The 24,107-nt window shown below is 70.2% G+C and carries 17 protein-coding genes and 1 pseudogene; 3 read left to right on the top strand and 15 right to left on the bottom strand.

The genetic code is table 11. The features are described from left to right. The 3 genes from AB0B97_RS01550 to AB0B97_RS01540 are packed head-to-tail and all read right to left on the bottom strand — an operon-like array spanning nucleotide 1 to nucleotide 3,145. Nucleotides 1–825, bottom strand: coding sequence for a carbohydrate ABC transporter permease (locus AB0B97_RS01550; RefSeq protein ID WP_234583974.1), 825 nt, complete (start codon nucleotides 823–825; stop codon nucleotides 1–3). Next, the gene (locus tag AB0B97_RS01545) at nucleotides 822–1,793 is read right to left on the bottom strand and encodes a sugar ABC transporter permease (protein ID WP_234583976.1); all 972 of its coding nucleotides are present in this window, start codon (nucleotides 1,791–1,793) and stop codon (nucleotides 822–824) included. The genes AB0B97_RS01550 and AB0B97_RS01545 overlap by 4 nt, the downstream gene beginning before the upstream one ends. Further along, entirely contained in the window at nucleotides 1,790–3,145 is a 1,356-nt protein-coding gene (locus AB0B97_RS01540) for an extracellular solute-binding protein (protein ID WP_357489715.1), read from the bottom strand. Before AB0B97_RS01540 ends, AB0B97_RS01545 begins: the two co-directional genes overlap by 4 nt. A 371-nt stretch (nucleotides 3,146–3,516) precedes the next feature. On the opposite strand from AB0B97_RS01540, the gene AB0B97_RS01535 reads away from it, so the two are divergent. Both AB0B97_RS01535 and AB0B97_RS01530 read left to right on the top strand, forming a co-directional pair. Next, complete coding sequence (locus tag AB0B97_RS01535; RefSeq protein ID WP_357489714.1) at nucleotides 3,517–4,542, top strand: LacI family DNA-binding transcriptional regulator; 1,026 nt, start codon at nucleotides 3,517–3,519, stop codon at nucleotides 4,540–4,542. Nucleotides 4,543–4,615: 73 nt separating this feature from the next. After that, nucleotides 4,616–5,569, top strand: a complete 954-nt coding sequence (locus tag AB0B97_RS01530) for a family 43 glycosylhydrolase (RefSeq protein ID WP_357489712.1) — start codon at nucleotides 4,616–4,618, stop codon at nucleotides 5,567–5,569. 108 nt (nucleotides 5,570–5,677) lie between these two features. Here AB0B97_RS01530 and AB0B97_RS01525 read toward each other — a convergent pair whose 3' ends face one another. The 8 genes and pseudogenes from AB0B97_RS01525 to AB0B97_RS01490 all read right to left on the bottom strand — a co-directional run bounded on the left by AB0B97_RS01525 (nucleotide 5,678) and on the right by AB0B97_RS01490 (nucleotide 16,221). Further along, nucleotides 5,678–7,342 (bottom strand): ricin-type beta-trefoil lectin domain protein, encoded by a 1,665-nt coding sequence (locus tag AB0B97_RS01525; protein ID WP_234583982.1) that lies wholly within the window; start codon nucleotides 7,340–7,342, stop codon nucleotides 5,678–5,680. Nucleotides 7,343–7,558: 216 nt separating this feature from the next. Continuing rightward, a pseudogene (locus tag AB0B97_RS01520) lies at nucleotides 7,559–7,876 on the bottom strand (glycosyl hydrolase); the annotation flags it as partial. A gap of 152 nt (nucleotides 7,877–8,028) precedes the next feature. Continuing rightward, a complete protein-coding gene (locus AB0B97_RS01515) occupies nucleotides 8,029–10,425 on the bottom strand; it encodes a ricin-type beta-trefoil lectin domain protein (protein WP_357489711.1) in 2,397 nt (798 codons plus the stop codon). Nucleotides 10,426–10,526: 101 nt separating this feature from the next. Then, nucleotides 10,527–11,378 (bottom strand): sugar phosphate isomerase/epimerase family protein, encoded by an 852-nt coding sequence (locus tag AB0B97_RS01510; protein WP_357489709.1) that lies wholly within the window; start codon nucleotides 11,376–11,378, stop codon nucleotides 10,527–10,529. Nucleotides 11,379–11,384: 6 nt separating this feature from the next. Then, nucleotides 11,385–12,569, bottom strand: coding sequence for a substrate-binding domain-containing protein (locus AB0B97_RS01505; protein ID WP_357489708.1), 1,185 nt, complete (start codon nucleotides 12,567–12,569; stop codon nucleotides 11,385–11,387). A 10-nt stretch (nucleotides 12,570–12,579) separates the two neighbouring features. Beyond that, nucleotides 12,580–13,557 carry an ABC transporter permease gene (locus AB0B97_RS01500; RefSeq protein WP_234583996.1) on the bottom strand — a complete coding sequence of 326 codons (978 nt, stop codon included), beginning with the start codon at nucleotides 13,555–13,557 and terminating at the stop codon, nucleotides 12,580–12,582. A 2-nt stretch (nucleotides 13,558–13,559) separates the two neighbouring features. Further along, nucleotides 13,560–14,534 carry an ABC transporter permease gene (locus AB0B97_RS01495; protein ID WP_357489706.1) on the bottom strand — a complete coding sequence of 325 codons (975 nt, stop codon included), beginning with the start codon at nucleotides 14,532–14,534 and terminating at the stop codon, nucleotides 13,560–13,562. Nucleotides 14,535–14,709: 175 nt separating this feature from the next. Next, nucleotides 14,710–16,221 (bottom strand): sugar ABC transporter ATP-binding protein, encoded by a 1,512-nt coding sequence (locus tag AB0B97_RS01490; RefSeq protein ID WP_357489705.1) that lies wholly within the window; start codon nucleotides 16,219–16,221, stop codon nucleotides 14,710–14,712. Nucleotides 16,222–16,744: 523 nt separating this feature from the next. Here AB0B97_RS01490 and AB0B97_RS01485 point away from each other — a divergent pair. Continuing rightward, a complete protein-coding gene (locus AB0B97_RS01485; protein ID WP_357489703.1) occupies nucleotides 16,745–20,296 on the top strand; it encodes a ThuA domain-containing protein in 3,552 nt (1,183 codons plus the stop codon). A gap of 83 nt (nucleotides 20,297–20,379) precedes the next feature. Here AB0B97_RS01485 and AB0B97_RS01480 read toward each other — a convergent pair whose 3' ends face one another. Genes AB0B97_RS01480 through AB0B97_RS01465 form a run of 4 tightly spaced genes read right to left on the bottom strand, consistent with a single transcriptional unit; the run spans nucleotide 20,380 to nucleotide 24,012 of the window. Then, the gene (locus tag AB0B97_RS01480; RefSeq protein ID WP_357489702.1) at nucleotides 20,380–21,354 is read right to left on the bottom strand and encodes an aldo/keto reductase; all 975 of its coding nucleotides are present in this window, start codon (nucleotides 21,352–21,354) and stop codon (nucleotides 20,380–20,382) included. Continuing rightward, nucleotides 21,351–22,229, bottom strand: coding sequence for an amidohydrolase family protein (locus AB0B97_RS01475; protein WP_357489700.1), 879 nt, complete (start codon nucleotides 22,227–22,229; stop codon nucleotides 21,351–21,353). The genes AB0B97_RS01480 and AB0B97_RS01475 overlap by 4 nt, the downstream gene beginning before the upstream one ends. Further along, nucleotides 22,226–22,987, bottom strand: a complete 762-nt coding sequence (locus tag AB0B97_RS01470) for an SDR family NAD(P)-dependent oxidoreductase (RefSeq protein ID WP_357489698.1) — start codon at nucleotides 22,985–22,987, stop codon at nucleotides 22,226–22,228. Before AB0B97_RS01470 ends, AB0B97_RS01475 begins: the two co-directional genes overlap by 4 nt. After that, nucleotides 22,984–24,012, bottom strand: a complete 1,029-nt coding sequence (locus AB0B97_RS01465; RefSeq protein WP_234584012.1) for an alcohol dehydrogenase catalytic domain-containing protein — start codon at nucleotides 24,010–24,012, stop codon at nucleotides 22,984–22,986. Before AB0B97_RS01465 ends, AB0B97_RS01470 begins: the two co-directional genes overlap by 4 nt. Nucleotides 24,013–24,107: the final 95 nt, after the last annotated feature.

Here is a 24,107-nt window from a genome sequence, read left to right as displayed (position 1 = left end):
CTATCCCTTCAGTGAGCCCTGGATCAGGGCCTTGATGAACTGTCGCTGGAAGATCAGGAACACGATGAGGGTAGGGGTGAGGATCAGCAGCGAACCAGCGCACAGCAGCACCAGGTCGGTGCCCCACTGGCCCTGGAACGCGCCGAGTGCCCCGGCCATCGTGCGTTTGGTGGCGTCGTCGACGAGGACGATCGCGAGCAGGAACTGGTTCCACGTCCACAGGAACATCAGGATCGTCAGCGACGCGATGGCCGGGCGGGCCAGCGGCACCTGGACCCGCCAGAACAGCTGCCAGGTGCTGCTGCCGTCCACCCGGGCGGCCTCGGACAGCTCGACCGGCACGTTGGTGAAGTGGGCACGCATCCAGAACACCGCGAACGGCATGTAGAGGCCGATCAGCGGCAGGATGATGGCCCACCGGGTGTTGAGCAGCCCGAAGTCCTGCATCTGGTAGTAGAGCGGGGTGACCACGGCCTCGAACGGCAGGGTGAGGCCGAGCAGCAGCAGGCCGAAGACGAGCCGGCCGCCGGGCACCCGCAGCTGACCGAGCCCGAAGCCGGCCATGGTGGCGATGAGCACCGACACGGGTACGACGCCGGCCACGATGAGCAGGCTGGAGCGCAGCAGCGCGCCCATGTTGGCGGCGGTGAACGCGTCGGCGAAGTTGCCCCACTGCGGGTCGGACGGCCAGGCCAGCCCGTCGGGCACGGTGCCGCGCGGTTGCAGGGCGGCCGAGAGCATGCTCACGAACGGCAGCAGGGTGACGAGGATCAGGGCGATCAGGAAGACCCGCCCGGTCACCTGCTCACGTCGGCTCAGGTTCACGGTTTCTCCCCCCGGGTCAGTCGCTGGATCGGCAGCACGAACGCCAGCACGAGCAGCATGAGCACGACGGCGAGCGCCGAGGCCAGTCCGACCTGACGCTGCGAGAAGGCGAGGCGGTAGATCTCCAGACCGGGAACCGTGGTCTGCAGACCGGGGCCTCCGCTGGTGGAGATGTAGACGATGTCGAAGCTCGCCAGAGCGGCGATGATCGTGACGGTGAGGCAGACCCCGATCTCCTGGCGCAGGCTGGGCAGGGTGACCGCGAGGAACTCGCGGACCGGCCCCGCGCCGTCCAGCCGGGCGGCCTCGTAGAGCGCCGGATCAATCTTGCTCATGCCGGTGACCAGCAGGATCGTGCAGAGACCGAGCAGTACCCAGGCGCCGATCACCCCGACGGCGGGCAGCGCCGTGTCGAAGTCGCCGAGCCAGGCGCGGGCGAGGCCACCCAGTCCGAGCGCGCGCAACACCTGGTTGACCAGCCCGTTGGTCGACAGCAGCCAACTCCACGCGATGCCGGCCGCGACGAGTGGGATGACCTGCGGCAGGAACAGGATCGTCCGGACGACGGTCCCGAACGCGCCGGTGGTGATCCGGCGGACCATGCTCGCCACCAGCAGCCCGAGCGCGACCGGGATGAGGCTGAAGAAGACGATCAGGATGATCGCGTTGGAGATGATCTTCAGAAGGTCGCTGTCGGTGAACACGGTGACGTAGTTGTCCAGGCCCGCCCAGCGGGCGACGCCGATTCCGTTCCAGTCGTAGAACGAGTACTGGACGGTCAGGGCGAGAGGGCGCAGGACGAAGACCGCGTACATGAGCAGGGCGGGCAGGACGTACAACCAGCCGGTTCCGGCCGCGCGGGCCCACCGGCGTCGGTGGGCCCGCGTGGACGTGGAACGGGCGGGACGGCCCGTGGACGACACCTGGTCGTCCCGCCCGGTTGGTGCGCTGCCGAGGGCAGACGTCATCGGGACAGTTCCTTCGCGTACTCGGCCTGGACCGCCTTCACGTATCCCTCGGGCGTCTGCTGGCCGGCGACCAGCTTCTGCATTTCCGGCGTGATGGCGGCGGCGAAGATGCCACCGGTCGCGTTGGCGGTGAAGTCCACCGCGCCGTTCTCGGCCCCGAGCTGCTGCGCCGCCTTGAGGGTCTCGGCCAGCACCGTGTTCGGGGCCGCGGCCGGCACCGGGAGGTCGCTCGGACCACCCGGGCTGGAACCGCCGACCGTCACGGCGATCTCCCGCGCCTTGGCGTTGGTGTGGACCCAGTTCAGGAAGTACGCGGCGGTGTCCGGATTCTTGGCCTTCGCCGAGACGCCGAAGGTGTTGGGGGCGGACATCGCGACGTGCTTGCCACCGGCGGTCTCGGCGGGGAACAGGAAGAAGCCCACGTTGCCGGGCATCGCCTTGTCGAGGTTGGCCGACTCCCAGTCGCCGTTGAACATGAACAGGCCGTTGCCCTTCTGGAACTGCCCCACCATGCCCGCGTAGTCCAGGGCGTTGGCGTCCTTCGGGAAGTAGCCGGCCTGGGCCCACTTCTGGATGGTCTGGGTGGCCTTCAACGCGGCCAGGGTGTCGAAGGTGGCCCCCGGCTTCTGGAAGATCCAGTCGGCGACCTGGGCCGGGTCGCCGAACTGGTTCTGCAGCGCCTGGTGCGGGAAGTTGATGCCCGCGGTGTTCTTGTTGAACTGCATGATCGGCTGGACCCCGCCGGCCTTCGCCTTCGCCAGCAGCTGTTCAAACTCGGCGACGGTGGCCGGCGGCTGGGTCATGCCGACCTGGCTGGCCAGCTTCTTGTTGTAGAAGACACCGGTGACGCTGTAGCCGAGCCCCATGCCGTAGAGCGAGCCGGTGCCCCGGGTGTTGTCGCCGACGCGCAGCTGCATGAGCTGCGAGGCCGGGAACTTGTCCCAGCCGTACGCGCTGACGTACGGGTCGAGGTTCTTGAGCAGGTCGTCCTTCACCAGGTCGACCATCGTGGGGAGCCGGATGATGTCCGGCGCGTTGTCCGAGGCCATGACGCGGGGCGCGTTCTCCACGATCACCGTGAACTGGTCCTCACGGATGGCGAACGTGACGTTCGGGTGCTGCTTGGTGAACTCGTCGGCGAGCGCCTTGGCCAGCGGGAAGCCGGTCTCCGCGTACATCTCCAGCTTGACCGGCGCGGTGCCCAGGTCGGTCTTGACGGCGGCGTCGGCCCCGGCGGTCGACGACCGGTCGGCTCCCGGAGCGCTGCACGCCGTCGCGGCGAGCCCGATCACCAGCAGCGGAGCGAGGACGAGCGCTCTGCGTCGTGGGATTTTCGTCAGCAAATCTGCCATTTCATGACTCCTAGATTCCTCCGCGCGTCCCGCGACCCAGGGCCGCGCGACGGCTCCACCGGACCACCGTGATCGGGTGAACCGCTACGACAGGTACGTCGTGGCGGGTCGCCCGGCCCCGGCAGACGTTCGGCCACAGTTGACCCTCGGCGCGGCGGCCGACGTCGTCTCCAGACGCGCCAAAAGTGGTCGCTAAACTGATTTAGCAGAGCATGCGCGTGACACGGGAGGCTGTCAAGGACAACCTGGCAACGGTCCGGAAACATCGACGTCACACCACGCCCGACCCGACCGGGGCCAGCCTCCGCGCGCCGACGCATCATGATGGGCAGGAGCGGGGCCCGTGGCACCGCGCCTGATTCGGAGGACTGATGGGCCGCAACAGAGCAACCCTGGCCGACGTCGCGCGGCGAGCCGGGCTGTCCAAGACCGCCGCGTCGATGGTGCTCAACGGCCGGGAGGGCACGCGGCTCTCGGCCGAGGCACACCAGCGCGTGTTCGCCGCCGCCGAGGAACTGGGCTACCGGCCCAACCTCGCGGCGCGCAGCCTGCGTACCCGCAAGACCGCGACCATCGCGTTCGTCTCCGACATCGTCGCCACCACCCGCTTCGCCGGCGGCCTCATCCGCGGCGCGCTCGACGCGGCCCGCGAGCGTGACCACGTGCTGCTGATCACCGAGACGCAGGGTGACGCCACGTTCGAGCAGTACGCCATCGAGGCGATGCTCGACCGACAGGTCGACGGAGTGATCTACGCCGCCATGGCCACCCGGCGGCTGACGGTGCCCCCGGCCATCCTCGGCGGCCCGGTGGTGCTGCTCAACGCCACCAGCGCCGACGGCCTGCCCTGCGTCCTTCCCGACGACGACCGGGCCGGCCGCTCCGTCGCCACCGCCCTGTTGGAGCACGGCCACCGCGACGCCATCGCGCTGATCGGCCGCAACCGGCTCAAGGAGGACGACCCGGAGGTCTCCCTCGCCGCCCGGGCCCGCCTGCGGGGCATCCAGCAGGCGCTGGGCGACGCGGGCGTGAGCCTCCTCGCGGAGTGCTTCTGCAGCGAGTGGTTGCCCGAGCACGGCTACGCCGCCATGCGCGGGCTCCTGAGCAGGCCGTCGCGACCCAGCGCGGTCATCTGCATGAACGACCGGCTGGCCTTCGGCGCCTACCAGGCGCTCGGCGAGGCGGGCCTGAGCGTTCCGGACGACATCTCGGTGATCTCGTTCGACGACGACCCGATCGCCGCCTGGCTGCGTCCCAGCCTGGCCACCACGGCGCTGCCCCACGAGCAGATGGGGCGGCGCGCGGTCGAGTTGCTCCTCGACGGCGGCGCCGCCGAGCCGTCACTCGTCGCGATGCCGCTGCGCCGACGCCGGTCCCTCGCGCCCCCCGCCGGCTGAGCCGGGCCGCCGAAGAGCGGGGCGAGGGCGACGCCCTCGTCAGCTAAACCGGTTTAGTGCTAGTTTTCCGGCCATGCTTCGTCTAGCCGACCACTGGGTGTGGGACAGCTGGTACGCGCGGGACGACAACGGCCTCTGGCACGTGTTCTTCCTGCGCGCGTCCCGCGCCCTGCACGACCCGCACCGCCGCCACCGCCGTGCCTCGATCGGCCACGCCGTCTCGACGGACCTGCGCACGTGGCGTCTGGTCGCCGACGCCCTGGTCGCCGCCGACGCGCCGGCCTGGGACGACCTCGCGACCTGGACCGGGTGCACGGTCCGCGGCCCGGACGGGCGGTGGTACCTGTACTACACCGGGGTCTCCCGCGCCGAGGACGGCCTCGTCCAACGGATCGGTCTGGCCGTCTCCGACGACCTGATCACCTGGCACCGGCACGGCTCCGGGCCCGTCGTGCAGGCCGACCCGACGTGGTACGAACTGCTCGACACCGACCTGTGGTACGAGCAGGCGTGGCGCGACCCCTGGGTGTTTCCCGACCCGGACGGCGACGGCTGGCACATGCTCATCACGGCGCGCGCCAACACGGGAGCGACGGGCACGCGCGGCGTCGTCGGCCACGCCACCTCCCCCGACCTGCTCACCTGGACCGTCCGACCGCCGCTGTCGACCCCGGCGGGGTTCGGTCACCTGGAGGTGCCTCAGGTCGCGGTCGTCGACGGGCAGCCTCTGCTGCTGTTCTCCACCGACGCGACAGCCGGCGCCCGGCGCGATGACCACCGGATCTGGGTGGCGACCGGGCAGGGCGTCCGCGGCCCGTGGGACGTCGCGGCCGCCCGGCCGGTCACCCACCCGCACCTGTACGCGCCCCGACTGGTCCCCGGACCGGCCGACGACTGGTCGCTCATCGGCTTCCTCGACCACGTCGACGGGTCGTTCGTCGGTGAACTCACCGACCCCGTTCCGGTGCGCTACGACGCGTCGACCGGGCTGACGATCCAGCCGGCGAGGACGGCGGCCGCGACCTGAACCTGACCCGGTCGCCGGCTGACGAGCCGGCGACCGAGGGCAGGACCGCGACGACACAGGTCCGGGCCGGGGCGACTGCGCCCCGGCCCGCACCTGTCGGCACCACCGTCAGCGCTGGGTCCACCGTTGGTTGGCGGCCCCGGTGCAGGTCCAGAGAAGCACCGTGGTCCCGTTGGCGGTCCCGTTGTTGTTGACGTCGAGGCACAGGCCGGACTGCGCCCCGCTGATCGTGCCGTTCGAGTTGAGGGTCCACCGCTGGTTGGCCCCGCCGTTGCAGTCCCAGATCTGGGCCTTGCTGCCCGCCGTGGCGTTGGTCGGCGCGTCCAGGCACTTGCCGAGCGCCTGGAGGGTCTGGCCGTTGAGGGTCCAGCGCTGGTTGGCTGCCCCGTTGCAGTCCCAGATCACCGGCTGGGTCCCGTTGGTGGTGTTGCTCTGCGGGACGTCCAGGCAGCGGCCCGAGGCGACGCTGGCCAGCGCGAAGGAGGTGGTCGCGGGCGGCGGCGTGGTCGGCGGCGGGGTGCTGGTGCCGCCACCGCTGACCCGGTACACCACAGTGCCGTGCGCCGGGACGCTGGCCGAGATGCTGCCCGTGCTGGTGGTGGTGGCGTTGCTCCAGGCCTCCACCAGGGTGAAGGAGCTGCCGGACTTGCCGACTGCGGCGGCGGTGGTGGAGATCGTCGTCGTCGAGCCGCCCTGGTTGAGCAGGGCGACGGCGACGTCACCGTTGGCGAGCCGCTTGGCGAGCACGCGGCGGGTGCCGTCGAACGAGACCTGGCTGGCCTGCAACCCGAGGGAGTCCTGGTTGATGGCGATCAGGTTGCCGTTCTTGAGGATGGTCTGCGTCGCGGAGTTCATGTTGCGCACGTCGTTGCCGGCGATCAGCGGCGACGCCATGACGGCCCACATCGCGAAGTGGCTGCGCATCTCGGTGTCGTTCATGCCGCCCCGGCCGACCTCCATCATGTCCGGGTCGGTGAACGAACCCGGCCGCGCGTACGGCGCCAGGGGGACGTTGACGTTGATGATGTTCTGGATGCCCATCGGGTAGCCGTTGGTCTGCCCGGTGTCCCACGCGTTGGTGATGTCCTCGGTGGTCCGCCAGATGTTCGCCACGTCGCCCCAGTTGCGCTGCGGACCGGTCTTGGCGTGGATGCTGTTGGGGTTGATGCTGTAGAGGATCGGCCGGCCGGTCGCGGCCAGCGCGTCACGCATCTTCGCGAAGGTGGTGACCTGCTCGCTGATGCTGCCGTTCGGGGAGCACCAGTCGTACTTGAGGTAGTCGACCCCCCAGGCGGCGAACTGCCGGGCGTCCTGCGCCTCGTGGCCCTGGCTGCCGGTCGCGCCCGGGTAGCTGTTGAAGTACTGGGCGCAGGTCTTGTCGACCGGCACCTGGTAGAGGCCGAACTTCAGCCCCCGGGCGTGCAGGTAGTCGCCGAGCGCCTTCATCCCGCTCGGGAAGCGGGTCGGGTCGCCCTGGAGGTTGCCCGAGCTGTCGCGGTTCGGGTTGAACCAGCAGTCGTCGACCACTACGTACTGGTAGCCGAGATCGCGCATGCCGTTGCTGACCATCGCGTCGGCCGTCTGGCGGATCAGCCCCTCGTTGATGTTGCAACCGAACGAGTTCCAGCTGTTCCACCCCATCGGGGGTGTCCGGGCGACGCCATTCTCCAACGCCTGGGCTCCCGGGGCACGGAGGCCGACGAGGGCGGCGGCCACGAGCAGCCCGGCCGCGGCTGCCCGCCCCCAGTGACGGGCTCGGACGATTCGCTTCATACGGGAGCATCCTTTCGTGATGCCGTCCACCAGGGACAGCCGCCCGGATGAGGCGGGCATCATGATGTCTACGAGCCCACTGTTAGCGTTAACAGCAGACGCCGGTCATATTACGGAGCCGTTTCGTCGAATTCAACTACTTCCATGTCTCGACGTACTCCCCGCACGCGAACCGGGGCGGCCCCGGTCGCGTGGACCGGAGACCGCCCCGTGCGGCGAGCCGTCAACCGGCCCCGGCATGTGACCGTTGTCGAACGCCGCCCACTGCACCGGATATCCGGCCCGGCATCCGGAGTAGGCGGTGGTGACGTGCGTGCGGCTGCCCGAGGCCGGCTCCCGCGGGCTCTGCGCCGTGCAGCCGTTGTTGCGCACGAACGTGTCCCGCAACGACCGCCCCGAGGAGATGTTGAGCACCGAGTCGGTGATGCCGTGCAGACCGAAGTACGCGATGGGCTGGGTGCCGCCGCTGCACCCGCTGAGCTGGGCCCCGCTGAACACCGCCACCGCCCGGAACACGTTCGCCCGCGCACACGCCGGGGTACGCCCGGAGGGCGGGCGTACCCCGTTTCGGGTTAGCGTTAACACATCTGCTGGTCGATGACCGGCAGCAAAGGTGGGCCCCGATCTGCGGTGGCCCGCCGCCGGGGGCCCCGGCCGGGGTGCGGCCGGCCGGGGCGAACCGGATGTCAGCTACGCACCTGCCACTGCTGGTTGGTGCCGCCGTTGCACGCCCAGAGGATGAGCTTCGTGCCGTTCGCCGTCGCGGCGCCGTTGGCGTCCAGGCACAGACCCGACTGCACGCCGGTGATCGTGCCGTTGGCGTTGATGTTCCACTGCTGGTTGGCCTGGCCGTTGCAGTCCCAGATCACCACTGTGGTGCCGTTGGCGGTGCCCTGACCCGAGGCGTCCAGGCACTTGGTGCCGTACACCATCAGCTGCCGGCTCGCGGTGTGGGTCCACCGCTGGTTGGCGGCGCCGCTGATGCAGTCCCAGAGCTGGGCCTGCGTCCCGTTGGTGGTGCTGGAGTTGCCGATCTCGGCGCAGCGCCCGGACTGGACGCCGACGAGCTGGACATTCTGCGGGTTGGTGTTGCCGCCGCTCTGCACGCCGGCAGAGTTGATCACCGTCTGCGCGCCGGACGGCCAACTGCCGTTCGAGACCGTGACGTTGCCGTTGACGACGTTGCCGCGGTCGCCGTTGGTCACGTTCGTGCTGCCGTTGGTCGACCAGTTGTTGGTGACCGTGAAGTTGCCCATGTTCTCGGCGTAGTAGTAGTTGGCGGTGGCCCAGGTGCCGGTGGAGGAGAACACGTTGTTGCGGGCGGTGTAGTAGCGCGAGCCCTCGTCGAAGTAGAGCCCGAACCAGCCGTTGGTCCGCAGGCAGTAGTTCTCGTTGATGGTCCCGCCCTGGTTCGCCGACAGCGTGTAGATGCACCCGCCGTCGGTCATCTGCTGCATCACGTCGTGGATGTAGTTGCCGATGACCTGGTTGTTGGCGGCGGTGGTGGCCGTCGAGTAGCGGGGCTGGTAGTTGTAGAGACCCCGGTTGGCGTAGTGGTTGCTGCCGCCGGCGTCGTTGGCGCCCCAGCCGTACCCGACCGACAGGCCGGTGTACGGCATGTTGTAGACCTCGTTGTGCGAGACCAGCGCGGTGTTCACGTAGGTGGTCAGGATCGAGACCACGCCGCGGTACTCCAGACCGAGGTCGTGCACCCGGTTGTTGCTGATCGTGATGTTCCGGTTGACCATCCGCTGGTCGCTGGGGTGGTGGGCGTCGGCACGTACACCGCCGACCACGATGCCGCCGGCCGAGTTGCGGGCGATCTCGGAGCGCGTGACCGTGATGTTGCTGGCTCCCAGGCCGACGCCGCTGGCGTGGGCGTTGGCGTCGTTGCCGATACCGATCGCCGTCTGCCCCAGGTTGACGAACTGCGAGTCGCTGAAGGCGATGGTGTTGGCGGCCGAGACCTGCACGGCGGCCGGCATCTGGGCCCAGCTCGGGCGGGTGGCCTCGAACAGCGGGCAGCCCTCCTGGCAGGAGGTCAGGGCGTCGGACGGACGGGCCCAGGTGCCGACGATGTGCGCGCCGGTCTGCTGGTCGGCGAACCCGTTGCTGCTGCTCGGGCCGAGCCAGCTGGTGCCGGTGAAGGTGATCCCGCTGAACGAGATGTGGTGCGCGGGCGCGTCGTACGTGCCACCCACGTTGACCAGGGACTGCAGTTGCGGCAGCTCCACGCTCACCGAGCTCATGCTCTGCCCGGCCAGCGGGATGTAGTTGAGCTGGCCGCTGCCGGGGTTGAGATACCACTCGCCCGGTGAGTCGAGGAACTCGTACGCGTTGGCCAGGTAGAACGGTCCGGCCCGGTGCGGGCGGGACAGGGTGTCGAAGCCGAACGTGTTGTTGTTCCACGCCGGCTGCTGCATGGTCAGGAAGTTGCCGCTGATGCTCTGCACCGGCGAATACCGGTCGGTGAACGAGCCGACGCTCTCCACCTCGACCCGGTTCTGGTTGCCGAGGTTGTTCAGGTAGCTCAGCGCGCTGTTGCTGAACCGCATGCCGCTCGTGGTGAAGGTGAAGTCGGCGCGGTTCACGGCCGTACGCGCCCGGGTGGCGACGGCGCCGTTGACGTAGAGCTGGCGGCTGTCGAGCCCGGCCGGGACGCTGGCCCGCCAGATGTTCTTTCCGGAGTCGACGAGCGACCACCCGGTGACCGCCCGGGCGCCGCTGATCGTCGGGCGGGCCGAGGCGGCGGCCCGCCAGATCACCTGGTAACCGTTGGTGCCGGAGTCGGCGGCGGTCAGCCGCATCGGCGAGGTGAGCCGGTACACGCCGTCGGCCAGTTCCACGACGATGTCGCCGGACATGGAGCTGTTGAGCGTGCGTACCGCGGCCTGCGCGCCGGCCAGTGAGCACGGCTGGCTGGCGGAGCAGGTGCTGCCGCTGCCGGACGGGGACGCGTAGAGGGTGGTGGTCGCCGCGGAGGCCGGTGTGGCCGAGGCGGTCACGGCGACCAGGGCGGTCAGTGCCGCCGTGGCGGCGCCGGCGAAGAGCCTGCGCGCCACGGAGATGGATGAGACGGACACGGGACGGTCTCCTGAGGTGGGGGGTGGGGGGACGCCTCGACGAGGCGGGTTCGGCGGGTGGGTGGGCGTTAGCGCTAACACCATGGACGTGCCGACGCCGGTCAGGCGACGACCTTCCGTAGGTGGTGCAGGCCGTCGACGGCGAGGCGGTCCTGTGAGGGGGCCAGGGGCCGCCAGATCGACGCCGCGGTGGCGATTGTCGCGTTGTCGGCCGTGAACGACTCGATGCAGACCGCGCCCCGGTAACCCGTGCCCCGCAGGACGGAGAAGAAACGGGGCCAGTCGAAGTGGTCCGCGCCGGGTGCGCCGCGGTCGGTGCCGCTGACCTGGACGTGCTTGATGTGCGGGCCGGCCAGCGCGAGCGCCGCGTAGGGGTCGGCCTCCTCGATGTTCATGTGGTACGTGTCGATCATGATTCCGACGCTCGGGGGCAGGCCGTCGATCGCCTCGATCGTCTGCTCGACGGTGTTGACCACGCTCGTCTCGTAGCGGTTCAGCGCCTCGACGCCGATGGTCACGCCGCACTCGCCGGCCCGGTCGGCGACCGGCGCGAGGGCCCGCCGGAAGTCGGCGTAGCAGGCCGCGCGGGCCGCCGCCGACATCCGCCAGGTACGGCCGACCGACGCGTACACCGGGCCGCCGACACACGGCGCACCGACGGCCGCCGCGCTCGCCACACACCCCATGAGGTACGCGACCGTCGACTCGACGACGGCCGGCGTCGCATCCACCAGGTCCCGCCCGGGCGGGGTCACCGCGCAGACGCCGGCCGCGACGAGGCCGTGCGCGGCCAGCAGGTCCCGCGTACGGACCGGATCCCAGTCGCCGGGCTGCTCGATCGGCAGTTCGACCGCGTCGAAGCCGAAGGAGGCGATCCGCGGGATCAACCGGGCGAGGGCCTCGTCGTCGACCGGCGAGGCCCACACCCAGGGGTTGACGCCAATGGCGTACACCGCAACCTACTTCCAGCGCTGCGGGTAGCCGGGCAGGTCACGGCAGCCGCACATCGCGTAGTGCAGCGGCGGCATGCTCGGGTCGAGGTACTGGTCCAGGTTGTCCTGGGTGACCGTGGGCTGCGGCAGCTTCCACGGGTTGGAGACCTGGGTTCCGTCGAGGATGTTCAGCGCGGCGATGATCGGCGTTCGCCACTGGTACGTCGGGTAGGTCGGCGCGATGGCGGTGAGCTTCTTGTCCTTCCACAGCTTCAGGAAGTCCAGCTGGTCCTCGCCGTTCATCGGCGGTACGGGCTTGCCGGCGTCCTGGAACGCCTCGACCGCCGCCACGGCTACCGCTCCGGCGTCCATCCAGACGCCGTCGATCGTGCCGTACCGCTGGATGTAGTCGTTGACGATCTTCTTGGTCTTGGCCGGGTCGCCGTCGGTGAACTCCACGCCGACGACGTCGACCTTCGCCTTGTCCAGCGCGATCTTCGCGGCGGACCAGCGGGTCTCCAGCACGTCGACGCCGGGCAGGATGCGCAGGGCCAGCAGCTTTCCGCCGGGCTTCATCTTCTGGCTGACGAACTCCGCGCCCACGTGGCCGAAGCCGTAGCCGCCCACCGGGTTGATGAAGGTCACCGGGCAGGTGGTGTTGACCCCCCGGTCGAAGACGACCACCGGAAGGCCCGCCTGGCAGGCGGCCTCGACGGCCGGGGTGAGCGTGGCGGTGGTGTTCGGCGAGACGATGAGGGCGTCGCACTTCTTGCCGAGCAGGTCGTTGATGTCGGCGATCTGCTTCTGGTCCTTGCCCTCGGCGTCGACGTGCACGAACTCGCTGATCCGGCTCCGCTGCGCCTCGACCTCGGCCTGCATGGTCTTGAACCCGACCTGCCGCCAGGGGTTGTTCAGCGCCGCGTTGGAGAAGCAGATCTTGTGCTTGCCGGGCTTCTTGAACTTCGCGGTGTCCACCATCTTCGGGTTGAGCACCTGCTCCCACGGCTTGTCGGCCGGCCCGGTGGGGGCGGCGTCGAGCAGGGCCAACTCGTTGTCGTAGTCGGCCTGCACGAAGAACTTGGACTGCTCCCCGGTGCCCGAACCGGCCGCCGCGGAGGCGGTGCCCGACGGTGACGCCGTCGGCTCGTCGGTGGCGCATCCCGCGAGCACCAGGACGCTCGCCGCGGCCAGGGCGGTCATGGATCGTCTCATCGAATCACCTTTATCTGGAGGAGGAGGAACGCAGGGACGAGACCGCCACGGCGAGCAGGATGATCACGCCCTGGACGGTCGATCTGAGGGCACCGGAGACGCCGGTGAAATTCATCAGCGCGAAGAGCGTCTCGAGGGTCAGGGCACCGAGCATCGCCCCGACGACCGAGCCACGGCCCCCACCGAGGGCGACCCCGCCGAGCACGACCGCGGTGATCGCCCCGAACTCCAGCCCGACGCCGGCCTGGAACGACACACCGCTGTACCCGCCCAGAAGGATCGCCGCGACCGCCGCCGCGAGGCCGCTGAGCATGAACGCGATCGTCTTGGTGCGCGCGACCCGCACGCCGCTCAGCTCGGCGGTGCGCGGATTGTCCCCGACCGCGACCAGCGTGCGACCGAAGTCGGAGCGCGTCAGCACGACGGCGATCGCCGCGACGACCACCAGGACGAGCAGCGCGTACGGAATGCGGCCCAGCAGCGGCACGTCCTCGATGGCCCGTCGCCCGAAGCGGCGGAACTCCTCGGAGAGCCCGCCCTTCGGAGCGCCGTCGGACCACAGGTACACGGCGCCGACGAGGATCAGGAACATGCCGAGGGTCGTGATGAAGGACGGCACCCGCAGCACCGTCGTGACCAGACCGTTGACCAGCCCGACGAGCGCGCCGCCGACGAGCAGCAGCGCGACCACCGGCCAGGTGTGCGACGGATCGCTGTCGATGAGCCGGGCGGCGACGACGACCTGCGCCGTGACCAGGGAGCCGACGGAGAGGTCGAACTCCCCGCAGACGATCACGAAGTACTGACCGGCGGCGAGCAGGATGATCGGCGCGGAGCGCCCGAGGAACGACATCAGCGACGACGGCGCGAGGAAGTCGGGCTGGACGAACGCCACGAGGATCAGCAGCACCACCAGGAGCGCGACGATCGGCGCGATCCCGTCGGTGCGGATCCGCAGCGGCAGCGGACGACGTTCGGCGACCCGCATGGTCAGGACCCCGCCTTTCGCATGGCCCGTCGGGCGTAGACGGCGACCGCGGCGATGATGATCACGCCGCGGATCACCTGCTTGAAGAACGCGTCAACCTCGAGCTGGTTGAACACCGCGTCGATGCTGGCGAGCAGCAGCACGCCCCCGATCGTGCCGAGCACTCCCCCGCGCCCACCCGCGAGGGCGGTGCCGCCGAGGACCACCGCGGCGATCGACTCCAGGTCGTAGAGCCCCTCGGTGCCCACCCGGGGGGCGCCGGAGCCGAGTCGACTGGCCAGATAGACGCCGGCCAGGCCGGCGCAGAGGGAACACAACACGTGGGCGGTGATGAGGACCCGGTCGTTGCGGACGCCGGAGAGCCGGGCGACCTCCGGGTCGCCGCCGACCGCGACCAGGTGGTGACCGAAGCGGGTACGCGACAGGGCGAACCAGGCCGCCGCGGTCACGGCGAGCAGCAACAGAAAGGACACCGGGACCGGCCCGATCCGCTGGTACCCGAGGGTCCGCACGAGAGCCGGCGCACTTTCGCCGGCCGGACCGTCGTAACCGTTGTCGAGGTAGCCCTTGAGCAGCAACCCGACGCCGAGGGTCGCGATGAACGCGTTGATCCGCAGTTTGGTGACGAGCACGCCGTTGAGCAGCCCGATTGCGGCGCTGACCGCGAGCGCAAGCCCGATCGCCGGAAGCAACGCGCCGTCGCTGCCGTTCATCGCCTCGGCCGCCACGAGGGTGCTCAGGCTGATCACGTACGCCACGGAGAGGTCGAGCGAACCGCCGAGAATGACAAGGGTCTGCCCGACGGCGACGAGCCCGAGGCCGGCGGCGACGTGCAGCAGACTCACCGTCGTCGACTGGTTGAAGAGCTGGCCGCCGTCGAGCATGACGACCAGCCAGCCGATGACCAGGGTGAGGGCCAGGGCCACGAACACGCCCGGCACGGCATGCCGGGCCGGACGAAGCGAGAGGGCGGTCACGGAGCTGCCTCCATTCGCGACTGCGGGGCTCGCAAACCCGGCTCACTCCTCACGCTCATCGGAGCCATCTCCATTCGCGACTGCGGGGCTCGCAAACCCGGCTCACTCCTCGCGCTCATCGGGGCCGCCTCCATTCGCGACTGCGGGGCCTGCAGGACCGGCTCATTTCTCGCGCTCACGCGGCGGCCTCCCGGACGGCGCCGACCGCGAGGGCGACGACGTCCTCCTCGGTCGCGGCGGCCGGCAGCTCGCCCGCGATCCGGCCGTCGCGCAGGACGACTATCCGGTCGCTCATGCCGAGCAGCTCCGGCAGCTCGGACGAGATCATCAGAACGGCCGCGCCGTCAGTCGCGAGGCGGCGGACGAGATCGTGGATGGCCGACTTCGCGCCCACGTCGATGCCCCGGGTCGGCTCGTCGAAGAGCAGGATCCGGGGTGTCAGCGCGAGCCATCGGGCCAGGACGACCTTCTGCTGGTTGCCGCCGGAGAGGAAGCGGATCTCCTGGTCGTCGCCGGCGGCACGGACCTCCACGGCGTCGAGCAGCTCACGCACCCGTGCGGTGCGGGCGGCACGACCGGACCGTGCCGCGAACACGGCCCGGCTGGCGAGCAGAGCATTGTCCAGCACCGACTGCCGGGCCACGATGCCCTCACCCTTGCGGTCCTCGGTGACGTACGCGATGCCCGCCCGCATCGCGGCACGCGGCGAGCGCAGCCGCACCGGCTCGCCGTCGAGCTCGACGTCACCGGTCGTGAACGGGGCCACCCCGAAGAGCGCACGGGCCAGCGCCGATCGTCCCGAACCCTGCAGGCCGCCGACGCCGAGCACCTCGCCGGCGCGCAACTCCAGGTCCACACCCCGCAGCTTCCGGTTGCCCCCGCCGCGGACGGTGAGTCGCACCGGCCCACGGTCGGCAGGGTCGGCCCGCTGCGGGTAGTAGTTGGACAGCTCACGGCCGACCATGTGCCGCACCAGCTCGTCCGTGTTGGTCCGCGCGGTGTCCACGGTCGTCACCCGGCGGCCGTCCTTGAGAACCGTGATCCGGCTGGACAGGTCGAAGACCTCGGTGAGCCGGTGCGAGACGTAGAGAAGGCCGATGCCGCGTTCCTGGAGCCGGCGGACCAGCCCGTAGAGCAGCTCGACCTCCTGGTCTGCCAGCGCGGCGGTCGGCTCGTCCATGATGAGCAGCCGCGCGTCCAGAGCGAGCGCCTTGGCGATCTCGACGACCTGCTGCTGAGCGACGCCGAGCTGCCCCACCCGGGAGTCGGCCGGCAGCGCGGTCTCCCCGATCGAGGCGAGCAGGCGCCGGGTGCGGTCCAGCATCTCGCGGCGGTCGACCAGTCCGCGCCGGACCGGTTCGTGACCCAGGTAGACGTTCTCCGCGACGGTGCGCTCGGGCAGGAGGTTGAACTCCTGGTGGATGATGCCGACGCCAGCCCGCTGCGCGTCGCGGGGGCCGTGGAACACGCGCGGTTGACCGGCGAACTCGACGGTGCCCTCGTCCGGGGCGTACCCACCCGAGACGATCTTCATGAGCGTCGACTTGCCGGCGCCGTTCTCACCGACGACCGCGTGGACCTCGCCCGGTGCCACGTCGAGGTCGACGCCGTCGAGGACGCGCACCCCGAGAAACGACTTGCCGATGCCCCGCAGGGCCAGCAGCGGCGCCGGTTGTGGATCTGCCATCCCGATAGCCCTTACAGATAGTAGTCATCGATGAGATCCGTACACCGGCCGGTAGGCCGTTCGATGCGCTGAGCGACGCACTTTCGCAGGTCTCAGCGGAACTTGCGTTTTTATGGTGCAAACATTTCCTTGACATCGAGGAAACATCACACGTATGAAGATAGATGTTTGGATGCGGGTCCGCAATCCTCGATCTGCAGCGACTGGCAGGCCCGGCACTCGATCGGCGCGAGTGTTGGCTCGGGCACGTCAGGCCCGGGCACCCCTACTGGGGAGTAACATCCGACGCTCGACGTTACATTGACACCCATCGATCAATAGCTCATCCTGACCTCGCAGACCATGGACGAGACCACAGCCCACGTCACGCTGTGTGACGTCCTGCGGGGCTGACTGCCGTTTCGGCGGACGGCACGACGACCGCGACCAGCACACCCGTGGCCCACGCGCGCCCAGGCACAACCTGGCGCGTGCCGGACCCGTGCTCGCAATCGGAGTTGCCCGCCCAGACCTAGGAGACGGCATGCGTCGCCCCACAATCCTCATCGGAATGATCGTCGGCCTGTTACTGGCGCTCGGCCTGGCCCCGCCGGCGTCGGCCGCCCCGGCCTTCCGCGCCCTGTTGTTCACCAAGACCGTCGGCTACCGGCACGACTCGATCCCCGCCGGAATCTCGATGTTCCAGCAGCAGGCGGCCGCGAACAACTTCGAGCTGGTGCAGACCGAGGACGCGAGCGTCTTCACGCCCGCCAACCTCGCCACCTTCGACGTCGTCATCATGTTCCAGACCTCCGGCATGGTCTGGACCTCGGCCTCGCAGCGCCAGGCCATCGAGGGCTACCTCGCCAGCGGCAAGGGCATCGTGGGCGTGCACAACGCCACCGACATGGGCATCGAGTCCGAGTACCCGTGGTGGGACCAGACCATCAACGGCGGCGCTCACATGCCCGAGCACTCCCCCGGCGTGCTCGCCGGCACGGCCATCGTCGCCGACAAGCAGCACCCGTCGACGGTCGGCCTGCCGGACCGCTGGAGCCGCAGCGAGGAGTGGTACAACTTCGACTCCAACCCGCGGGGCAACGTGCACGTCCTGGTGACCGCCGACGAGCGCACGTACAACCCGGGCTCGCGGGCGATGGGCCCGGACCACCCGATCTCGTGGTGCCGCAACGCCGGCGGCGGCCGGGTGTGGGCCACCGCGATGGGCCACGCGATCGAGTCGTACAGCGAGACGAACTTCCGCAACCACGTCCTCGGTGGCGTCAAGTGGGCGGCCGGCAACCAGCCCGGGGACTGCGGCGGCACCGTCTGGAGCAACTTCGAGAAGCGCACCCTGGACGACAACACCGCCGACCCGATGGCGCTGGCAGTGCTGCCGGACGGCCGCGTGCTCTACGTCCAGCGGGGCGGCCAGGTCAAGATCTTCAAGCCGAGCACCAACAGCACCGTCACGGCCGCCACGCTGAGCGTCTACACCGGCGGTGAGGACGGTCTCACCGGCGTCGCGATAGACCCGGCCTTCGCCAGCAACGGGTACGTGTACGTCTACCACTCGCCGGCGAGCAGCACGACCGACGTCAACCGGGTGTCCCGCTACACGCTCACCGGTGACACCCTGAACCTGTCCACCGAGGCCCGGATCATCGACATCCCCGCGTACCGGGACCGGACCTTCGCCGAGCCCGGGCACACCGGCGGCTACATCGAGTTCGGCCCGGACGGCAACCTCTACATCGGCACCGGCGACGACACGCCGCCCAACCTCGACCCGAACTGGCAGGGGTACGCCCCGCTGGACTGGCGGTCCGGCAAGTCCAACCTGGACGCCGCCCGCTCCGCCGGGAACACCAACGACCTGCGCGGCAAGCTGCTGCGCATCAAGCCGTCGGCCACCGGTGGCTACACCATCCCGACGGGCAACCTCTACCCCCAGGGCACCGCGCAGACCCGGCCCGAGGTCTACGCCATGGGCTTCCGTAACCCGTTCCGCTTCTCGATCGACCCCGCCACCGGCTGGGTCTACCTGGCCGACTACGGCCCCGACCGCAACCCGCCGACGACCAACCGGGGCCCCGAGGGGCTCGTCGAACTCAACGTGATCAAGGCAGCCGGCAACTACGGCTGGCCCTTCTGTCACGGCAACAACCAGCCGTACGCGCCGTTCAACCCGGACACCGGCGTCGTCGGGGCGAAGTTCAACTGCAACGCCCCGGTCAACAACTCGCCCAACAACACCGGCCTGGTCAACCTCAAGCCGATCGTCGCGCCCAACATCTGGTACGGCTACCCCGCGTCGACGACCTTCCCGGAGCTGGGCTCCGGCGGGTCGGCGCCGATGGGTGGGCCGGTCTACCGCTACAACGCGGCGAACCCCTCGGCGACGAAGTTCCCGGCCTACTACGACGGCGTGCACTTCTTCTACGAGTGGTCGCGCAACTTCATCAAGGAAACGCACTTCGACTCGTCGACGGCTGTCACCCGGACCAACTCGTTCATGCCCGGCGGCAACTTCAACAAGCCGATGGACATGGAGTTCGGCCCGGACGGCTCGCTGTACCTGCTGGAGTGGGGTTCCAACTTCGGCGGCGGCAACAACGACTCCGGGCTCTACCGCATCGACTACATCCAGGGTGGACGTTCACCGATCGCGAAGGCCGTCGGCACGCCCACCAGCGGCAGCGCCCCGCTGACCGTCCAGTTCAGCAGCGCCGGCACGGCGGACCCGGACGCCGGCAACACCCTCAGCTACCAGTGGACCTTCGGTGACGGCGGCACGTCCACGGCGGCCAACCCGGCACACACCTACACCACCAACGGCAACTACACGGCGCAGTTGAAGGTCACCGACAACACCGGCAAGACCGGCTTCGCCAACGTGCAGATCACCGTCGGCAACACCGCCCCGGTGGTCACCATCAACGTGCCGCCCAACGGCGGCATGCTGAACTTCGGCGACAAGGTCTCGTACACGGTCAGTGTCTCCGACCCCGGCGGCGCGGCCATCGACTGCACCAAGGTGTTCGTCAACCCGGCTCTGGGACACGACGACCACGCGCACGAGACCACCGAGTACCCCGGTTGCTCGGGCACCATCTCCACCGACCTGCTCGGTGGGCACCCCGAAGGGGCGAACCTGTACTACGTGCTCAACGCCCGCTACACCGACGACGGTGGCTCGGGTGGCGCGGCGCCGCTGACCGGCTACGCGACGGCGATCCTGCAGCCCAAGCACAAGCAGGCCGAGTACTTCAGCAGCCAGTCCGGCGTCCGGGTCGTCGACCAGAGCGCCGCGGAGAGCGGCAAGCGTGTCGGTGACATCTCCAACAACGACTGGGTGGCGTTCAACCCGATGAGCCTGTCGGGCATCAGCAACGTCAGCTACCGGCTGTCGTCACCGAGCGGTGGTGGTTCCATCGAGCTGCGGGCCGACTCGCCGACCGGCACCCTCCTGGCCACCACGACGGTGCCCAGCACCGGCGGCTGGGACAACTACCAGTCCACGCCGGCGGTCAGCGTCGCGGCCCTGTCCGGGACGCACACCCTCTACATGGTGTTCAAGGGCAGCTCGTCCAACTGGTTCGACCTCGACGCGTTCACCTTCGGCGGCAACGGCGTAGGGGTCCCCGGCACCGACGGCGGAGGGATCGCCGGCCGCACCTGGACCCTCACGGCGCAGCACAGCGGCAAGCTGATGGACGTCAGCGGCAACTCCACCGCCGACGGCGCCCAGGTCGTGCAGTGGGCGGCCACCGGCGGCAACAACCAGAAGTGGCAGGCGGTGGACGCCGGTGGCGGCGCCGTCTACCTCAAGGCGGTGCACAGCGGCAAGTGCCTCGACGTCACCGGCGGGTCGACCGCACAGGGCGCCTTCCTGCAACACAGCACCTGCACCAACGCCAACCAGCAGAAGTTCACCGTGACGGCGACCGGCACCGCCGGGATCTACACGGTCAAGAGCGCGCTGAGCGGGCTCTGCCTGGACGTCAACGGCGCCTCGACTGCCGACGGGGCCCGGCTGCTGCAGTGGGGCTGCCACAGCGCCACCAACCAGCAGTGGCGGTTCAGCGCGGTCTAGCGACCGGACGGTAGTTCCGACAGGACGCCGGCCACCCGGTCGCAGGATCGGGTGGCCGGCGCACCGCGTTCACGGGTGTGTCGTCACCCGCCGAGCAGCCCGGCGTCGCGCAGCGCCGCCCAGAGCTGCTCCGGCACGTCCGCGTCGGACCGGCGCAGGGTCTCGGTCACCTGGGCCGCGTCGCGCACGCCGACCACTGTCGAGACCACCGCCGGATGCCGGCGGACGAACGCCAACGCCGCCTGCGGGAGGGTGACGCCGTACGCCTGACAGACCGCCGCGATCCGCCGCGCCCGCTCGATCAGCTCCGGCGGCGCCTGCTGATAGTTGTAGACCGCGTCGGCCGGCGGCTGGTCGCGGGCCAGCAGCCCCGAGTTGTAGACCCCGGCGATCACCACGCCGACCCCACGGGCCTGCGCGGCGGGTAGCAGGTCGTCGAGCGCGCCCTGTTCGAGAAGGGTGTAGCGGCCGGCGCACATGACCACGTCGATGTCGGTCTCCTGGACGAACCGGGCCAGCATCGCCGACTGGTTCATGCCGGCCCCGATCGCGCCGATGACGCCCTGGTCGCGCAGCTCCACCAGCGCGGGTACCGCCTCGGTGGCCGCCTGCTCCCAGTGCTCGTCCGGGTCGTGCAGGTACACCACGTCGACGCGGTCCAGGCCGGTGCGCTCCAGGCTGGCCTCCAACGACCGGCGTACGCCGTCGCGGCTGAAGTCCCAGACCCGCCGCAGGTCGGCCGGCACGTCGAAGCCCTCCGAGTCGCGCTCCCCCGCGGTCTCCGGCGAGGGTACGAGCAGCCGTCCGACCTTCGTCGACACCACGTACTCGTCGCGCGGCCGGGACCGCAGCGCGGCGCCGAGGCGCCGTTCGGACAGGCCGAGGCCGTAGTGCGGCGCCGTGTCGAAGTACCGGATGCCGGCGGCCCAGGCGGCGTCGACAGCCGCGGCGAACTCGTCGTCGGACGTCCCCCGGTACAGGTTGCCACCCTGCGCCGCGCCGAAGCCCAGCTCGGTGAGGCGGACCGCCGGGCGGCGGGGCAACGCTCGGGCCGTCATGACGCCTCCAGCCGGTACGCACGGTGCGCGGTCTCCCGCCAGATCGCCGCCTGCTCCTCGTCACCGAGTGGTGCCACCAGGTCGGCGAGTACGGCGACCCAGCGGGTGTAGGAGCTGGCGAGCAGGCACACCGGCCAGTCCGAGCCGAACATGAGCCGTTGCGGGCCGAACACGTCGAGCGCGTGGTCGACGGCGGGCCGCAGGTCGTCGGCCGTCCAGGACGATCCGTCCACCTCGGTCACCAGGCCGGAGAGCTTCGCGGTGACGTTCGGCTCGGCGGCGAGCGCCCGCAGGTTGGCCGGCCAGTCGCCGAGGCCCCCCGCGCCGAGCGCCGGTTTGGCGAGGTGATCCAGGACGAACGACACCTCGGGCAGGTCGCGGACGAGCCGGGTGGCCGCCGGCAGTTGGTGGTCGCGGACCAGCAGGTCGTAGGCGAGGCCGGCCGCGCCGACCGCCGCGATGCCCCGCCGGACGTCGCGTCGGTCGAGGTACGCCGGGTCGGGTTCGGACTGGACCAGGTGCCGGATGCCCACCAACCGCTCGCCGCCGCGTACCGCGCGGAGCCGGTCGAGGCGCTCGTCGATGTCGTCGGCGGTGAGGTTCACCCAGCCGACGACCCCGCTGATGAGCGGGTCGTCGGCCGCGATGCCCAGCAGGTGCTCCGTCTCCGCCACGGAGGCGATGGACTGCACGACGACGGTCTCGGTGACGCCCGCGGCGCGTGCCGCCGGGGCGAGATCCGCCGGGGTGAAGTCGTTGTCGATCGCCGCCATCGTGTCCGGGTCGATCCAGGGTTGCGGGTGACGGGCACGGACCCAGAGGTGGTGGTGGGCGTCGACGATGCCGGGGCGCCCGGCCGGCGAGGGATACGTCATCGGCCCAACCAGCCGCCGTCGACGGGCAGGACCGTGCCGTGCACGTAGTCCGAGGCCGCGGCGGCCAGGAACACGGTGGCGCCGGCCAGGTCGTCGGCGCGTCCCCACCGGCCGGCCGGGATCCGGCCCACGATCGCGTCGTTGCGGGCGGGGTCGTCGCGGAGCGCCTGGGTGTTGTCGGTGGCGATGTACCCGGGCGCGATCGCGTTGACGTTCACCCCTCTGCCCGCCCACTCGTTGGACAGGGCCTTGGTCAGCCCGGCGAGGCCGGACTTCGCCGCGGTGTAGCTCGCGACGTTGATGCCGCCCTGGAAGCTCAGCAGCGAGGCGGTAAAAATGATCTTTCCGCGGCCACTGTCGACCATCCGCCGACCGATCTCCCGGCTCAACACGAACTGGCTGGACAGGTTCACCTGCACCACCCGGTCCCACATCTCGTCGGGGTGCTCGGCGGCCGGCGCCCGGGCGATCGTGCCGCCGTTGTTCACGAGGATGTCCACCGGCGCCACCGCCGCGGCCTCCTCGGCCAACCGGTACACCGCGGCCCGGTCACCCAGGTCCGTGCGGATGCCGGTGAACCGGCGACCCGCCGCCTCGACCCGCCGCTGCACCTCACTGCCCGCGGACTCCATCTGCGCCGACACCCCGATGATGTCCGCGCCGGCCACCGCCAGGGCCTCCGCCATCGCCAGGCCGATCCCCCGCCGTGCGCCGGTCACCAGCGCGGTACGTCCGGTCAGGTCGAACAGGGCGCTCATCGGCCCTCCTCCCGCCAGTCGAGCAGCACCTTCATGACGCCGCCGCCACCCTCCAGAGCCGTGAACGCGTCCGTGACACCGGCCACGGGCAGCACCCGGGAGATCAGCTCCCGGGCCGGGATGACGCCGGCCGCGACCAGCCGGATCGCCTCCACCACGTCCTCGCGCTGGTACAACCGCGCGCCCAGCAACTCCAGCTCCCGCCAGAAGAACCGGTGCAGGTTGACCGGACGCGGCTGCGGGTGGATCGCCACCATCACCAGCCGGCCCCGGGTGGTCAGCACATCCACGGCCGTGCCGACCCCGGCGGCGGAACCGGACACCTCGAACGCGACATCCGCGCCCGCGCCTCCGGTCCGCTCGTTCACGAGCGCCACCACATCGGTCGGCCCCGGGTCCACGGCCTCGATCCCGATCCCCGACGCGACTCCGCGCCGGAAGCCGTCCGGTTCCACGAGCAGGACCTCGGCCCCGCGCGCCCGGGCGACGGCCGCGATGAGGACGCCCACCGGACCGCCGCCGACGACCACCACGTGCTCTCCGGACGTCACCTTCGCCCGTCCGACGTCGTGCACCGCCACCGCGACCGGCTCGACCAGCGCCGCGTGGTCCAGCGGCAGATCGTCGGGGAGCGCAAGCACCAACTCGGCCGGCACCGTCCACGACGACTGCATCGCGCCGGGCGAGTCGATGCCGAGGAAGTCCATCGCGTGGCAGATGTGCGAATTGCCGCGGCGGCACGCCGGGCACCGCCCGCAGGCGCGGGTCGGCATCACGGTGACGGGCTGCCCGACGGTCAGCCCGGTGACGCCGTCGCCCAGCGCGGCGACCCGGCCCGACATCTCGTGGCCGATCACCGCCGACGCGCCCACCCGGGCGTCCATGTCGCCGTGGAAGATGTGCAGGTCCGTGCCGCAGATCCCGGTGTACGCCACCGCGATCCGCACCTGGCCGGGGCCCGGCGGTTCTGGGGCACGGTCCTCGATTCCGAGATCACGCGCACCCCGGTAGACAACTGCCTTCACTGCTGCTCCGTCTCAACGTCGTTGGTTCGTACGGGTGCGTACGCCAGGGGCGGCGAGATCCGCATCCGTTGTGTCGGCGCCATCGACACGGTAAT

This window comes from Micromonospora sp. NPDC049004 (assembly GCF_040649315.1).
In the GTDB taxonomy this organism is placed as follows: domain Bacteria; phylum Actinomycetota; class Actinomycetes; order Mycobacteriales; family Micromonosporaceae; genus Micromonospora.
The sequence above is the reverse complement of the archived record's forward strand: the minus strand, read 5'-3'. Positions and strand labels throughout refer to the sequence as shown.

What these genes read in the sequence shown, in the direction of transcription:
- AB0B97_RS01545 (WP_234583976.1), bottom strand. Translation starts at nt 1,793, where the DNA reads ATGACGTCTGCCCTCGGCAGCGCACCAACCGGGCGGGACGACCAGGTG.
- AB0B97_RS01540 (WP_357489715.1), bottom strand. Translation starts at nt 3,145, where the DNA reads ATGGCAGATTTGCTGACGAAAATCCCACGACGCAGAGCGCTCGTCCTC.
- AB0B97_RS01535 (WP_357489714.1), top strand. Translation starts at nt 3,517, where the DNA reads ATGGGCCGCAACAGAGCAACCCTGGCCGACGTCGCGCGGCGAGCCGGG.
- AB0B97_RS01530 (WP_357489712.1), top strand. Translation starts at nt 4,616, where the DNA reads ATGCTTCGTCTAGCCGACCACTGGGTGTGGGACAGCTGGTACGCGCGG.
- AB0B97_RS01525 (WP_234583982.1), bottom strand. Translation starts at nt 7,342, where the DNA reads ATGAAGCGAATCGTCCGAGCCCGTCACTGGGGGCGGGCAGCCGCGGCC.
- AB0B97_RS01505 (WP_357489708.1), bottom strand. Translation starts at nt 12,569, where the DNA reads ATGAGACGATCCATGACCGCCCTGGCCGCGGCGAGCGTCCTGGTGCTC.
- AB0B97_RS01500 (WP_234583996.1), bottom strand. Translation starts at nt 13,557, where the DNA reads ATGCGGGTCGCCGAACGTCGTCCGCTGCCGCTGCGGATCCGCACCGAC.
- AB0B97_RS01490 (WP_357489705.1), bottom strand. Translation starts at nt 16,221, where the DNA reads ATGGCAGATCCACAACCGGCGCCGCTGCTGGCCCTGCGGGGCATCGGC.
- AB0B97_RS01485 (WP_357489703.1), top strand. Translation starts at nt 16,745, where the DNA reads ATGCGTCGCCCCACAATCCTCATCGGAATGATCGTCGGCCTGTTACTG.
- AB0B97_RS01480 (WP_357489702.1), bottom strand. Translation starts at nt 21,354, where the DNA reads ATGACGGCCCGAGCGTTGCCCCGCCGCCCGGCGGTCCGCCTCACCGAG.
- AB0B97_RS01475 (WP_357489700.1), bottom strand. Translation starts at nt 22,229, where the DNA reads ATGACGTATCCCTCGCCGGCCGGGCGCCCCGGCATCGTCGACGCCCAC.
- AB0B97_RS01470 (WP_357489698.1), bottom strand. Translation starts at nt 22,987, where the DNA reads ATGAGCGCCCTGTTCGACCTGACCGGACGTACCGCGCTGGTGACCGGC.